Genomic DNA, 13444 nt, shown 5'->3' with positions numbered 1-13444 from the left:
TAAACAAAAGGCCACTCAAGATGAGCAGCCTTATTTGTTTACAGAATCAAAGTACGAATATCGGACAGAATTCCTGACAGGGTCACGCTAAAGCGTGCAGCCATAGCACCATCGATCACGCGGTGATCGTATGATAGCGACAGTGGCAACATCAATTTAGGCTCGAACTCTTTACCATTCCATTTAGGCTTAATTTCAGATTTAGACACACCTAAAATCGCCACGTCTGGGTAGTTAACGATTGGGGTAAACGCAGTACCACCAATGCCACCTAGGCTTGAAATAGTGAAGCAGCTGCCCTGCATATCGGCAGATTTGAGCTTACCGTCACGGGCGCGGATAGAAATATCGGCCAGCTCACGAGATAACTCGATAATGCCTTTCTTATCCACATCACGCACCACAGGTACTACTAGACCGTTTGGCGTATCAACCGCCACACCGATGTGGTAGTACTTCTTCTGGATCAGTGATTCACCGTCGCTGCTTAAGCTTGAGTTGAACACTGGGAACTGTTGCAGCGTTTTCGCCACGGCTTTCATCATAAAGACCAGCGGAGTGATCTTATAATCGGCTTTCTTCTTCGCCGCCGCGTCGTTCTGCTGCTTACGGAACTCTTCCATTTCGGTGATATCAGCTTCATCGAACTGAGTCACGTGAGGAATGGTTACCCAGTTACGGTGCAGGTTTGGACCAGAGATCTTCTGGATGCGGCTCAATGGAATCTCTTCCACTTCACCAAACTTGCTGAAATCCACTTTCGGTGCAGCAATCACTTGCAGACCACCACCGTTACCCGCTGCAACTGAAGTTGCTGCTGTCGCCTTAGGACGAGACAGTTCGTACTTCACATACGCCTGTACGTCTTCCTTCATGATGCGACCTTTACGGCCAGAACCTGTCACTTGAGTGAGGTCCACACCAAATTCACGGGCCAAACGGCGAACCGCAGGAGATGCATGAACCACACCGGTTGCCACTGGCGCACCCGCACTTGGGTGATGTGGAACTGGTGGACGGCTAGGAGCGGCTGCAACAGGCGCCGGTGCCGCTTCTTGGGCAACTGGTGCTGGCGCTGCGGCTTGAGCTACTGGCGCTGGCGCACTACCTGCACTTGCTGTTGCAACAGAAGTAGTTTCAATCGTCGCAATCACGCTACCTTGAGAAACCTTGTCACCCACTTTAACGGTTAACGACAACAGTTTACCGGCGAATGGCGCTGGAACTTCCATGGTCGCTTTATCGGTTTCAAGGGTAATTAAACCTTGATCAACTGTAATGTCATCGCCCACAGACACGAGCACTTCGATCACATCGACATTGCTCGCATCACCAATATCAGGCACTTGGATTTCTTTAACCGCAACCACTGGTGCTGCAGCTGCTACTGGAGCAACAGGCGCAGCAGGAGCCGCTTGAGCGACAGGTGCAGAGGCTGCTGGTGCGCTCGCTTGTGGCGCTGCAGCAGGTGCCGCGCCGCCCACTTCGAGCATGATCACTAATGAGCCTTGAGAAACCTTGTCACCCACTGCCACTTTCACTTCTTTTACCACACCCGCGAATGGCGATGGTACGTCCATGGTCGCTTTGTCGGTTTCAAGCGTGATAAGGCCAGCGTCAACCTCAATCTTATCGCCAGCGGCGACTAAGACTTCGATGACAGACACATCGGTGTCACCACCGATATCCGGCACACTGATTTCGACAACCTTAGTTTCAACCACTTGGGTTGCACCCGTGGCTGGCGCGGCAGCCACAGGGGCAGGAGCCGCTTGTACTGGAGCTGGCGCAGGAGCGGCAGCTTGAGCAACTGGCGCAGCTTGAACATTAGCTGTGCCCGCTGTTTGCATCATCGCAATTAAGGTACCTTCGCTGACTTTGTCACCGACGGCCACTTTCAATTCGGCTAACACACCGGCGAAAGGCGCAGGAATGTCCATGGTCGCCTTGTCGCTTTCAACGGTCAGAATCGACTCTTCCGCTGCTAAGGTATCGCCCACAGAAGCACAGATTTCGATAACCTGTACTTCATCGCCGCCGATATCAGGAACAAAAACTTCTTTTAATTCAGCCATTTTTATTGCCTCTTACGCGTACTGTGGATTGATCTTGTCAGCGTCGATGCCGTATTCCTTGATGGCATTCGCTAACACATCAACAGGCAGCTCTTTACGATCAACCAGTGACTTCAGTGCCGCGATAACGATGAACTTAGCGTCCACTTCGAAGTGGTGACGCAGGTTGTCACGGCTGTCTGAACGACCGAAACCGTCAGTACCTAACACTTTGTAATCGGTTGGCATGTATGCACGTAACTGCTCACCGTAGATCTTCATGTAGTCAGTCGCTGCGATTGCAGGCGCATCACTGGAGATCACTTGGCTGATATACGCTTGTTTTGGCGTTTCAGTTGGGTGCAGCATGTTCCAACGCTCAACCGCTTGACCATCGCGAGTCAGTTCGTTGAAGCTGGTTACGCTGAATACGTCGGCAGTGATACCGAAGTCTTTTGCCAGTGCTTGAGCCGCTTTGCGGGTTTGCTCAAGAATGGTGCCACAGCTCATTAACTGAACTTTGCCTTTACCCGAGCCGGCAACGGTTTCTAACTTGTAGATACCTTTAACGATGCCAACTTCTGCGCCTTCTGGCATGGCTGGCTGCTCGTAGTTTTCGTTCATTGTGGTCAGGTAGTAGAAGATATCTTCTTGATTCTCGCCGTACATACGACGAATACCATCTTGTACCACAACAGCAATTTCATAACCGTAAGTTGGATCGTAGGTAATACAGTTAGGAATGGTGTTAGCCAGTACGTGGCTGTGACCGTCCTGATGCTGCAGACCTTCACCGTTTAAGGTTGTACGGCCAGACGTACCACCGACTAAGAAGCCGCGTGCACGCATATCACCCGCGGCCCAAGCCATGTCGCCAATACGTTGGAAACCAAACATTGAGTAGTAGATGTAGAATGGGATCATTGGTACATCGTTCACTGAGTAGCTGGTCGCTGCCGATACCCAAGATGACATAGCACCTAATTCGTTAATACCTTCCTGCAGTACTTGGCCTGACTTATCTTCACGGTAGTAAGCCACTTGGTCAGAGTCTTGCGGAACGTATTTTTGGCCTTCGTGAGCATAAATACCCACTTGACGGAACAGACCTTCCATACCGAAGGTACGCGCTTCATCAGGAATAATTGGCACAATGTTTTTGCCAATCTTCTTGTCTTTTAACAGTGCTGTCAGTACGCGAACAAACGCCATCGTTGACGAAATTTCACGGCCGTTAGAACCCTGCAGAATCGAGTCGAAAATCTTCAGTGATGGAATTTCCAGCTCTTCGCTGAACTTCTCACGACGTTGTGGCACGCTGCCATGCAGCTCGGCACGACGGCTCATCATGTACTTCACTTCTTCCGAATCTGGACCTGGGTGGTAGAACGGCAGATCTTCTAATTGATCGTCTGGAATGGGGATATTGAAACGATCGCGGAAGTAACGGATAGACTCGATACCCATTTTCTTCACGTTGTGCGCGATGTTCTTACCTTCACCCGCATCACCTAGACCGTAACCTTTAACGGTTTTCGCTAGGATCACAGTTGGACGACCTTTAGTCTTACGCGCATGGTCTAATGCCGCGTACACTTTAACTGGGTCATGACCACCACGGTTTAAGCGCCAAATGTCATCATCTGACATGTTCGCCACCATTTCGGCGGTTTCTGGGTATTTGCCGAAGAAGTGTTCGCGAGTATAAGCGCCACCTTTGGCTTTACAGTTTTGGTATTCACCGTCAACGGTTTCTTCCATTAACTGCAGTAACTTACCGCTGGTATCGCGGGCCAATAATGGATCCCAGTAACGACCCCAAATCACTTTCACCACTTCCCAGCCTGCGCCGCGGAATTCGCCTTCCAGTTCTTGGATGATCTTACCGTTACCGCGTACTGGGCCGTCCAGACGTTGCAGGTTACAGTTGATAATGAAGACTAGGTTGTCTAATTCTTCACGGGCAGCTAAACCGATAGCACCTAAGGCTTCTGGCTCGTCACACTCACCGTCACCTAAGAAGCAGTAAACGGTTTGGTCAGAACAATCTTTCAGACCACGGTCAGTCAGGTATTTTAAGAAGCGAGCTTGGTAAATCGCTTGGATTGGACCTAAGCCCATAGAAACCGTTGGGAATTGCCAGTAGTCAGGCATCAACTTAGGGTGCGGATAAGAAGATAAACCTTTGCCATCCACTTCTTGACGGAAGTTAGCCAGTTGATCTTCAGTTAAACGACCTTCCAAGAATGAACGCGCGTAGATACCCGGAGCGATATGGCCTTGGAAATACACTAAGTCGCCGCCGTCTTTCTCGTTTGGCGCGCGGAAGAAGTGGTTGAAGCACACGTCATAAATGGTTGCGCTCGACGCGAAACTCGAAATATGGCCGCCTAACTCTAAATCTTTCTTAGAACCACGCAGAACCATAGCTAAGGCGTTCCAACGGATGATGGCGCGAATGCGACGTTCCATCTCTTGGTTGCCTGGCATGTGCGGCTCTTGACCCGCAGGAATGGTGTTCAAATAGGCCGTGGTCGCAGTGTAAGGCAAGTGCGTGCCATTGCGACGGGCTTTATCGATCAGTTTCTCTAATAAGAAATGGGCGCGTTCAGGGCCTTCCTGTTCTAATACAGCTTGCAGGGCGTCAACCCATTCCTGAGTCTCTAACGGATCTAAGTCTTGTAGCATATCTTCAGACATGACACTGTCCTTCTCTATATACATGATGATGAATGGTGTTTGCGGCATATTCCGCTTTAGCGAGTGCTAAAGTCGGGAACTTAAGCGCCACTCTTTAAACGGCGCAAACTTCGCTGCAACCGGCTATCTTCTTCCCGCACAGATAACATCACCTCTTCGATGTAACTTAAATGTTCATTCGAGGCTTCTCTGGCGGCTTCAGGATCACGACGAACGATAGCAGCGAGCAGAGCACGTCTGTGATCGTTGGCCATAGTGGAGGCTTCTTCGCGGCGGCTTAAAAGCTCCAGGTTTTGCGCCACATTCTTATGCAGCACAGGGGTTAAACTGAGTACGAGATGCAACATAGCCACATTGTGTGACGCTTCGGCGACGGCGCGATAGAAACGCACAATCGCGGCGGCTTGTTGTTCGATATTGGTGGCGGCTTCCACCTCAAGGATCATACGCTTGATATTCTGCATATCGGCGTCTGTGCCACGTAATGCGGCAAAATAGGCCATCATGCCTTCGGTCGCATGACGGAATTCCAGCAAGTCGTATTGGCTTTCTGGATCGGCAGTCATTAATTCAACGATAGGATCGGCAAGGCTCTGCCAGAGTTGTTCTTTGACATAAGTACCGCCGCCTTGACGGCGCATTAATAGCCCTTTCGCCTCAAGCTTTTGGATGGCTTCACGCAGTGAAGGGCGAGACACTTCAAACTGGATGGCCAGTTCGCGCTCCGGCGGTAATTTCTGACCCGGCTGTAAACTGCCTTCGAGGATCATCTGCTCGAGTTGCGCCATGATCACATCAGAAATTTTTGGCTGATTAATTTTACTATAGGCCATTAGGCGCTCAGCTCCGTTGTAAATTGGTCTTACCAATTTTTATGAGTGAGCGCACTTTATCAAATCACACTTTTGATGTCTAGATTGAAAATCGACCTTAAAAGGTGATCCCATTCAAAACCGCTCACGATGTGAGAGCATAGCCTAAAAATGTCACTATGGGGTCAGACCATTTGACATAAGTAAATGAATGCCAAATAAGCCTCTGAGTAAACGGCATTTTCACCGAAAATCATTCCAAAATACAGTGGCGAAATAGCATTCTGTGACGTAGCAAAAATGTCGGTTTAAACGCCCTAAAAACAAAAAAGGAATTGGCGAATCACCTTCACCCATTCCTTCTATAAAATGTCACGTGGCGACTACGGCTTAAGTCACTAAGCCAAAAATGGTCAACAGCGACAGTACAGCAACCATCAGCGTAAAGTTGCGTTTACTTAAGACTAATAATGCTAAGGTCGATTGTACACAAACTGGTGCACTCGACTCCTCTGGCAGCGGCTGAGAGGCTAACGCCGTTTCTGTCACCACTCGTCTCGCACTCGCATGGATATTTAAAGCATGATCACGCCACGCCGATAGCCCTTCACTAAACTGACCGCTGAGCGCATAGCCAAAGGAAAATACCCGGCTTGGGATCCAATCCAGCACAAACATAATATCTTCGATAAGCGGTAGGTTAAGGGATTTACGCACATTCTCTTCGGCATAAAAGCGCGCGGTGCAATATAAGACTGCGCCAACCGGGCCTAGGAAGATAAAGCATAATGCCACTGCGCCATAATAACGATAGTTAATCCAGGCAACACTCTGCCCGACCTTAGCGCCTAAGTCTTTTTCAGACACCGCATCTAAACACTCACTGCAATCTAATTCGGCGGCATAGTGGTAACAGGCTTGTACATCGGAGCGACACGCCGCCTGCATATACTTTTTAAAACAATCGCGCTGTTTTTGATGATTAAAGCAAATAATTGCCACCATCACCCACAGAGCAAGGGTTAGCAAGCCCCAGAACATGCCAGACGCAACCCAACCCAAAACATGCACTACCAAGGCTGGTAATACTAAGGCGAGCAACATACTGGTATTGGTTAACGAGGCTTTGTCACCAAAGAAAGTGGATTGATAGGATTGCAGTATGCGATCGCTCTGCCACGAAGCGGGAAGGAACTTTAATCGTTCCACAAGAATGGCGACCAGTAATGAAAATAATGCCATCGGTAATACTCCTTGTAAAAAAGCCGGAAACGCTCAGGGTGTTCAAAAAATATCCCCTTCGCTTGCTCCTCTTTGCTTCTAGCCTAACGCGGTTAAATACCTTTCCCAATCGAAGCTTGGGCCTGGATCCGTCTTGCGCATCGGTGCAATGTCACAATGCCCCACAATCCGCTGTGTTGTTAATGCGGAATACTGCGCTAATAAGGCCCGAGTCAACTCTGTGAGCTGCTGATATTGGGCCGCAGTATAGGGCTCAGTATCTGTGCCTTCAAGCTCGATACCGATAGAGAAATCATTACAATTTTCCCTTTCGCCATAACGAGATACGCCTGCGTGCCAGGCTCTATCTTCGCAACTGACATACTGCACACATTCACCATCGCGGCGAATTAAAAAATGTGCTGACACTTGTAGCCCCGCTAAATCGGCGAAACTTTCATCGGCTTTGGTATCTAAACACCCTTGAAATAATTGATCAATATAGGGAAGTCCAAAGCATCCCGCAGGCAGACTGATATTGTGGATCACCAACAGGCTAATTTCCCCAAATGGGCGACGGTTAAAATGCGGTGACTCACAGCGTCGAGCCGAGGAAAACCATCCGGCATCAAAGCGCATAAGCTCTTCCTATATTACAGGCATAATGCCACTACTCTAACAGCATTAAGTGACTGAATATATGCAATTCAATGACAAAGGTGAAATAACCAGCCACGCCCCAAACCATCATCAGTTAGCAGGATAATATCAATCGGCCCACTCCCTGTGACTTTTTATCACCCGCACTAGGTGGTAATCTTAGCCCTAAATGCAAGCAAGCAATTTCAAGCACGCCTCCTATGGCATGCAAGAATGCAAGGACCCAATCATGCTAGAGAACGATATTCGCCACGCCGTAAAAACCGCCCTCAATGAAGACCTTGGTGGAACCGAGATCAACGAGCACAGCAAAGCCATTGCCTACGGCGATATTACCGCCCAACTTATTCCTGCTGATAAATATGCCGAAGCGACCTTAATCACCCGCGAAGAAGGTGTTTTTTGCGGAAAGGCTTGGGCCGAACAAGTCTTCAACCAATTAGGTGGCGAAGTCGCACTGCACTGGCATGTTGATGATGGCGATCTCGTGCTACCAAACCAAGTATTATGTGAACTATCAGGCCCTGCCCGCACTATCCTTACGGGCGAGCGCACTGCGATGAACTTTATTCAGACCTTGTCAGGAGTCGCGACGCTGACAAAACATTATGTGGATAAGTTAGCGGGCACTCACACACGCTTACTCGATACTCGCAAAACCATCCCTGGGCTACGCACGGCTCAAAAATACGCAGTCACCTGTGGCGGCGGTAAAAACCATCGAATTGGTTTGTTTGATGCCTTCTTAATTAAAGAAAACCACATAATGGCCTGCGGTGGCATTCGCCAAGCGGTGGATGCTGCGCGCAGCTTGCATCCAAATAAACCCGTAGAAGTTGAAGTCGAATCCTTAGAAGAGCTCGCATTAGCGCTAGATTCAGGCACAGACATCATTATGCTAGATAACTTTGACATCACCATGATGGTTGAAGCTGTTGAGCTGAATAATCAATACAAAGCGAAAGGTAGCGGCGCCAAGCTGGAAGTCTCAGGTAATGTCACCTTAGATACCTTAGCTGAATTTGCCAAAACTGGGGTTGACTATATCTCTGTCGGCGCACTCACAAAGCACGTTCGCGCCCTCGATCTCTCACTCAGACTCAAGTCTTAGTCTTATTGGATCCAAGCTTGGGCTATCAATAGCACTTTAGCTCACTAGATATCCAACTTTGAGTAATCCAAAACCCAAAGCGGCTTAACACTAAGCCGCTTTTTTCAAACGGTAGTTAATTCATACCAAACTATTTGATTTACATCATCAGAATAGTATTAGTTGTAGCACTTTAGTTTTAATCGCATTTCGTAAATACAAAGTTTTACATCAATTCGAGTAAAATCAAACGACACGATGAACACTGCTGCAATACATATGATTATTAAAAGTTCGCTAAAAACTGTTATATCGCGTTTTAACTAAAATACCCAGGCAATTCGCCCCCCTTCACAAGTCTTTGACCACAAAGTAAATATACAAAAAACAATCGTAATCCACTGATTTAAAATGCTTTAAAAAAGCATCACGTATCATTCACCCTCTCGGATATAATTATCAATCTATTGATTTATTGAACTTTTATTTTAATCACTATATTTTGGCCTCGAATAGATAAAGAGTGTCGATGTTTTGACAATAAATCGAATAACGTCAACATAAGTAATAACGTCAAACTTTTGTTAGAACGCAATACGTATTAATGTCAAATTTTTAGACAAATTTATCATTTTATTAGTGTTTTCACCAAAAAGCAGTTCCCTTTTTTTTAACTTTGTACTAACTTTTATGGAAGTGGAAATAGCAACATGCTAGGCACACTAAAGACATGGAATTTTTGTATCTCACTCACTGTATAAAGGGATACAGAAAGACAGCAAAGGATTGGCGCAAGGGATATGTGAAGTGCTTATTCATGACACATAGCTTCTTGCCAAAAGAGTTAAGTATAGCGAGTTAGGTATAGCGTCTGTAACGGGTGACATTGTTTTGGGCAAATTGAACCCTTTATGCGCGAAACCAGAGTAAGAAACCAGTGCAATTTGATGTGGCTTGCGACCTCAATAGCATATTAGCCACATTTAAAGAGCACATTGATAGATGCAAAATGTTTGACGATACATCAAACGATGACCTATACAAGATGGTATGTTGGTAAATTGTTACAGTTTAAATCGATTTATCAGCCAACATAGTATAGGCTTATCGGTTGTAAGCACTGTCCACAGTGACTAGAGTTCAAAAGTAAAACAGATAAGTAAAAGTGATTGTAAAATAAACATTTTTACTTATCATTGGGTGACTACAAGTTAACTTGTTAATTAATACTGTGTAAGCTGGAGAAAGAAATGAAAGCATTAAATAAAGGTTTAAATAAAAAAGCTCAAGGTTTTACCTTGATCGAGTTAATGATTGTAGTTGCCATTATCGGTATTTTGGCTGCAATCGCACTACCTGCGTATCAAAATTACACCAACAAGGCTCGTTTTACTGCATTGACTAATGCAACTGGTGCAGCAAAAACTGCGGTAGAAGTCTGTTCACAAGTAAATACAGGTGTTTTAACTACATGCAATTCTGGTGCAGCTGGTATTCCAGCAACAATTGCTGCTGCAGCTGGTATTCCTGGAGTATCAGTAGCTGCAGGAGTGATCACGGTAACACCCCCAACTGATGCGCCTACTGCATTGGCAGGCTCAACATACGTATTAACTCCAACACCAAATACAACTACAGGGGCTGTCACATGGGCAGGTGTTTGCACCCCAGCAGACCTATGCTAAGTTGATATAAGGTTGAAAGACATAACGGGAACATTTGTTCCCGTTATCTAACTAAAGAAAAGAAGAATAATGCCAACTACAGGCCTTCATCTAGGTTTATCCACTCTTTTTATCCGTAAAGGCCTACTTAATGAAGAGCAGATGGCTAATGCCATCACTAAATCCCGTCAAACCAAACAGACTCTCGTTACTACCTTAGTCCAAACTCAACTGATTTCGGCCCGCTCTATTGCTGAGCTTTGCTATGAGGAATACGGCACTCCGCTGCTGGATTTAGCCGAGTTTGATATCAGTGCCATTCCCGAAGAATTTATTAATAAAAAGCTGATTGAAAAACATCGCTGCTTGCCCCTGTTTAAACGTGGTAATCGCCTCTATATAGCCACCTCAGATCCAACCAATATTGCCGCCCTCGAAGAGTTTCAATTTAGTGCAGGCCTACATGCCGAAGCCATCCTAGTTGAAGAAGATAAACTCGCTAAAGCTCTTGAAAAAATATTAGAAGAAGATATCACTGGCCTCGATTTAGGCGGCATGGACGAAGCAGCTTTAGCGGGTATTGAGATTACCGATACAGATAAGCGCCAAGAGGAAAACGCTGCAGACGGTAGTGATGACGCACCTATCGTCATTTATATCAATAAGATTCTTACAGATGCCATTCGTAAAGGGGCCTCAGACTTACATTTTGAGCCATATGAAAAACGCTACCGCATTCGTTTTCGTATCGACGGTATTTTACATGAAGTCTCCGAACCACCGATTAGCTTGGCGGGGCGCTTATCAGCTCGCTTAAAGGTGATGTCGAAACTCGATATTGCCGAGCGCCGCGTCCCTCAGGATGGGCGAATTAAAATGAAACTATCCCGCACTAAGTCAATCGACTTTCGGGTAAGTACATTACCGACCCTTTGGGGCGAAAAAATCGTAATGCGGATATTGGACTCCTCCTCCGCACAGCTCGGCATTGAAAAACTAGGATATGAGCCTGATCAAGAAAAGCTCTACCTTGAGATGCTGGCAAAACCCCAAGGAATGATTTTGGTAACAGGCCCAACAGGCTCAGGTAAAACCGTTTCACTCTATACGGGCTTAAATATCCTCAATACTGCAGAGCGTAATATCTCTACCGCCGAAGACCCAGTTGAAATTAACCTTGAAGGTGTAAACCAAGTTCATATTAATTTAAAAGCAGGTTTAACCTTTGCTTCAGCGCTACGTTCCTTTTTGCGTCAAGACCCTGATGTAGTCATGGTGGGTGAGATCCGCGATCTTGAGACCGCCGAAATTGCCATTAAAGCTGCACAAACTGGCCACTTAGTATTATCAACCTTACACACAAACTCGGCGGCGGAAACCTTAACCCGTTTAATAAATATGGGTGTACCAGGCTACAATATCGCCAGTTCGGTGAATCTTATTATTGCTCAGCGACTGGCACGACGGCTTTGCACTGAATGCAAGGAGGCAGAGCATATTCCCGAGCATGAATTACAGCGTCTAGGCTTTACCGAACAGCAAATAGCCCAAGGCTTTACCACTTACAAACCTGTAGGCTGTGAGCATTGTTCTGGCGGCTATAAAGGACGGGTGGGTATTTACGAAGTGATGAAAATGTCCGATGAAATTGCCCGCACCATTATGGAAGGTGGCAACTCATTACAAATTGCCGAGCAAGCCAAAACACAGGGGATGCGTGACCTTCGTCAATCTGGCCTACTCAAGGTTATCCAAGGGGTTACCAGTATTGCCGAAGTAAACCGAGTAACAAGTTTTTAAAACACATAGTTTTTAGGCTACGCTACATAGCTCGCTTAACGGTTTTATATAACCACTTTTTGTTTCGCTATATATACTAATCTAGTGACAATAAACTCATAGCTAATTAATGCCTAATAGGGACTATCTATGGCGACGGCAACGACAGTAAAAAAGCCTCGTGCCAAAAAGAACGAGCAAAAAAGCCAACCTAAGATCTATACCTTTGAATGGAAAGGCTTAAACCGCGACGGCAAAAAAACGAGTGGCGAGTTAAAGGGCGCCAGCGTGGCCGAGGTAAAAAGCCAGCTTAAACTTCAAGGGGTAAACCCTAAAGTTGTCCGCAAAAAGGCATCACCTCTTTTCGCTCGAAATCCCGATATCAAACCTATGGATATCGCCATGGTGACCCGCCAAATTGCAACTATGCTGGCAGCAGGTGTCCCCTTAGTTACCACTATAGAAATGCTCGGCCGTGGCCATGAAAAGCAAAAAATGCGCGAGCTACTCGGTACAATATTGGCAGAAGTGCAATCGGGTATTCCCCTCTCAGACTCACTACGCCCCCATAGACGCTATTTTGATGATCTCTATGTTGATTTGGTCGCGGCGGGTGAGCACTCAGGTTCCCTCGATGCCGTATTTGATCGCATTGCAACCTATAGAGAAAAGGCAGAAGCCTTAAAGTCCAAAATTAAAAAAGCAATGTTTTATCCTGCTGCTGTGGTAGTTGTTGCTGTTCTAGTAACAACTCTGCTATTGCTATTCGTGGTGCCACAATTTGAAGAAATTTTTAAAGGTTTTGGTGCAGAGCTCCCTGCTTTTACTCAATTAATTATTAATATATCTCGTTTCATGCAAAGCTCTTGGTATCTTTTCTTCGCTGCAATAGTTATAGGTATTTGGTCATTTGTCCGCGCCCACCGCAATTCGCAAATGTTTAGGGACCGAATAGACGAGCTTGTGCTTAAAATTCCCGTTATCGGCGAGATATTGCATAAAGCAGCGATGGCACGATTTTCCCGTACTTTAGCCACGACCTTTGCGGCAGGGGTGCCTTTAATTGATGGCATGGAATCAGCGGCTGGAGCCTCTGGCAACGCGGTTTATCGAGCTGCGTTATTAAAAGTACGCCAAGAAGTGATGGCGGGGATGCAGATGAACATCGCCATGCGCACCACAGGGCTTTTCCCCGATATGCTGATCCAAATGGTGATGATCGGTGAAGAATCTGGCTCACTCGATAATATGCTCAATAAAGTAGCTAATATTTATGAAATGCAGGTTGATGATGCCGTTGACGGCTTATCAAGCCTTATCGAACCCATTATGATGGTAGTCATTGGCACCTTGGTCGGCGGTTTAATTGTCGGTATGTATCTGCCGATTTTCCAAATGGGTAATGTCGTGGGTTAAGCTTGCATTGTGAACCCAACTAACTGATTTAATGAGTAAGAATAAGAA

9 protein-coding genes are annotated in these 13444 nt (G+C 46.5%); 4 read left to right on the top strand and 5 right to left on the bottom strand.

The window, feature by feature from the left end:
* Nucleotides 1-38: 38 nt before the first annotated feature.
* The 5 genes from aceF to ampD form a co-directional block, all read right to left on the bottom strand.
* Entirely contained in the window at nucleotides 39-2075 is a 2037-nt protein-coding gene (aceF, locus tag CBX96_RS11710; protein WP_109286818.1) for a pyruvate dehydrogenase complex dihydrolipoyllysine-residue acetyltransferase, read from the bottom strand.
* A gap of 12 nt (nucleotides 2076-2087) precedes the next feature.
* Complete coding sequence (gene aceE, locus CBX96_RS11705) at nucleotides 2088-4754, bottom strand: pyruvate dehydrogenase (acetyl-transferring), homodimeric type (protein WP_011621230.1); 2667 nt, start codon at nucleotides 4752-4754, stop codon at nucleotides 2088-2090.
* Nucleotides 4755-4834: 80 nt separating this feature from the next.
* Entirely contained in the window at nucleotides 4835-5587 is a 753-nt protein-coding gene (gene pdhR, locus CBX96_RS11700) for a pyruvate dehydrogenase complex transcriptional repressor PdhR (RefSeq protein ID WP_011070781.1), read from the bottom strand.
* Nucleotides 5588-5956: 369 nt separating this feature from the next.
* Nucleotides 5957-6808 carry a beta-lactamase regulator AmpE gene (ampE, locus tag CBX96_RS11695; RefSeq protein WP_109286817.1) on the bottom strand — a complete coding sequence of 284 codons (852 nt, stop codon included), beginning with the start codon at nucleotides 6806-6808 and terminating at the stop codon, nucleotides 5957-5959.
* A 78-nt stretch (nucleotides 6809-6886) separates the two neighbouring features.
* A complete protein-coding gene (gene ampD / locus CBX96_RS11690) occupies nucleotides 6887-7426 on the bottom strand; it encodes a 1,6-anhydro-N-acetylmuramyl-L-alanine amidase AmpD (RefSeq protein ID WP_109286816.1) in 540 nt (179 codons plus the stop codon).
* A gap of 250 nt (nucleotides 7427-7676) precedes the next feature.
* Here ampD and nadC point away from each other — a divergent pair, with 250 nt between their 5' ends.
* The 4 genes from nadC to CBX96_RS11670 all read left to right on the top strand — a co-directional run bounded on the left by nadC (nucleotide 7677) and on the right by CBX96_RS11670 (nucleotide 13396).
* Nucleotides 7677-8558, top strand: a complete 882-nt coding sequence (nadC, locus tag CBX96_RS11685; protein ID WP_088211949.1) for a carboxylating nicotinate-nucleotide diphosphorylase — start codon at nucleotides 7677-7679, stop codon at nucleotides 8556-8558.
* A 1229-nt stretch (nucleotides 8559-9787) separates the two neighbouring features.
* Nucleotides 9788-10222, top strand: coding sequence for a prepilin-type N-terminal cleavage/methylation domain-containing protein (locus tag CBX96_RS11680; RefSeq protein ID WP_109286815.1), 435 nt, complete (start codon nucleotides 9788-9790; stop codon nucleotides 10220-10222).
* Between the two features lie 69 nt (nucleotides 10223-10291).
* On the top strand, nucleotides 10292-12001 hold the full coding sequence (gene pilB / locus CBX96_RS11675; RefSeq protein ID WP_109286814.1) for a type IV-A pilus assembly ATPase PilB: 1710 nt from the start codon (nucleotides 10292-10294) through the stop codon (nucleotides 11999-12001).
* Nucleotides 12002-12130: 129 nt separating this feature from the next.
* Nucleotides 12131-13396, top strand: coding sequence for a type II secretion system F family protein (locus tag CBX96_RS11670; protein ID WP_109286813.1), 1266 nt, complete (start codon nucleotides 12131-12133; stop codon nucleotides 13394-13396).
* The last annotated feature ends 48 nt before the right edge of the window (nucleotides 13397-13444 follow it).

This window comes from Shewanella sp. BC20, from assembly GCF_003129585.1.
GTDB classification, from domain to species: Bacteria; Pseudomonadota; Gammaproteobacteria; order Enterobacterales; family Shewanellaceae; genus Shewanella; species Shewanella seohaensis.
The sequence above is the reverse complement of the archived record's forward strand: the minus strand, read 5'-3'. Positions and strand labels throughout refer to the sequence as shown.

Coding starts and splice junctions, on each gene's coding strand:
- aceF (WP_109286818.1), bottom strand. CDS start 2,075: ATGGCTGAATTAAAAGAAGTTTTTGTTCCTGATATCGGCGGCGATGAA.
- aceE (WP_011621230.1), bottom strand. CDS start 4,754: ATGTCTGAAGATATGCTACAAGACTTAGATCCGTTAGAGACTCAGGAA.
- pdhR (WP_011070781.1), bottom strand. CDS start 5,587: ATGGCCTATAGTAAAATTAATCAGCCAAAAATTTCTGATGTGATCATG.
- ampE (WP_109286817.1), bottom strand. CDS start 6,808: ATGGCATTATTTTCATTACTGGTCGCCATTCTTGTGGAACGATTAAAG.
- ampD (WP_109286816.1), bottom strand. CDS start 7,426: ATGCGCTTTGATGCCGGATGGTTTTCCTCGGCTCGACGCTGTGAGTCA.
- nadC (WP_088211949.1), top strand. CDS start 7,677: ATGCTAGAGAACGATATTCGCCACGCCGTAAAAACCGCCCTCAATGAA.
- CBX96_RS11680 (WP_109286815.1), top strand. CDS start 9,788: ATGAAAGCATTAAATAAAGGTTTAAATAAAAAAGCTCAAGGTTTTACC.
- pilB (WP_109286814.1), top strand. CDS start 10,292: ATGCCAACTACAGGCCTTCATCTAGGTTTATCCACTCTTTTTATCCGT.
- CBX96_RS11670 (WP_109286813.1), top strand. CDS start 12,131: ATGGCGACGGCAACGACAGTAAAAAAGCCTCGTGCCAAAAAGAACGAG.